Genomic DNA, 662 nt, shown 5'->3' with positions numbered 1-662 from the left:
GCGGGGTGAACGACACGTTGGTTTTCGGGTCGAACAACACAAACCTGAGTGTGACGTCGACCAACAACACCATTCAGCTGACTGGCGGCAACGACGTGGTGACTATTTCGGGCGACAACAATGCCGTCGCCTTCAGCGCCAGCAATACGAGCCTGACGCTGACTGCCAGCAACAGTCTGAACGCCTATCAGGTCAACAATTCGATTGATCTCCTGGGCAGCAACGACAGTGTGACCCTGGCCACTCACAACGAGAGGGTGACCGTCATAGGCGACAACGACACCGTCGTGGTTGCCCAGCCCGGCGGCGACAGCGGGAACATCGTGCAGGTCAGCGGGGTCAACGATACCGTCACCGTCAACGGCGATTACAGCTCTGTTGGCGTCAATGGCAGCAGTGATTTCGTGACCGTGACCGGCAGCTATGGAAGCGTGTCCGTAAACGGAACGGACAACCTTGTAGTAGTGAGCGGCTACTCTGGCACCGGCCTTGCCGGCAACGGCAATGTTCTCGTGCAAGGCAGTGGGCCTGTCACCTACGCGAGAGGCCAAGCTGGACTAAGCCTCACCGCGAGCAACGACAGTGTGACGGCGAGCGACAACACCAGCCTGACCCTGTCTGGCACGAACGACAGCGTGACGTTGGGCGGGGTGAACGACACG

The 662-nt window shown here is 59.5% G+C and carries 1 protein-coding gene; it reads left to right on the top strand.

All coding sequences use genetic code 11. The annotated features are described in order from the left end of the window. Nucleotides 1-662 (top strand): DUF3060 domain-containing protein (locus DPM33_RS35680; RefSeq protein WP_146770399.1); only part of this gene is annotated, 662 nt, incomplete at both ends.

It is taken from the genome of Mesorhizobium hawassense, assembly GCF_003289945.1.
GTDB lineage: Bacteria > Pseudomonadota > Alphaproteobacteria > Rhizobiales > Rhizobiaceae > Mesorhizobium > Mesorhizobium hawassense.
Note: the sequence above shows the minus strand (reverse complement) of the source record. Positions and strands in the feature narration are given on the sequence as shown.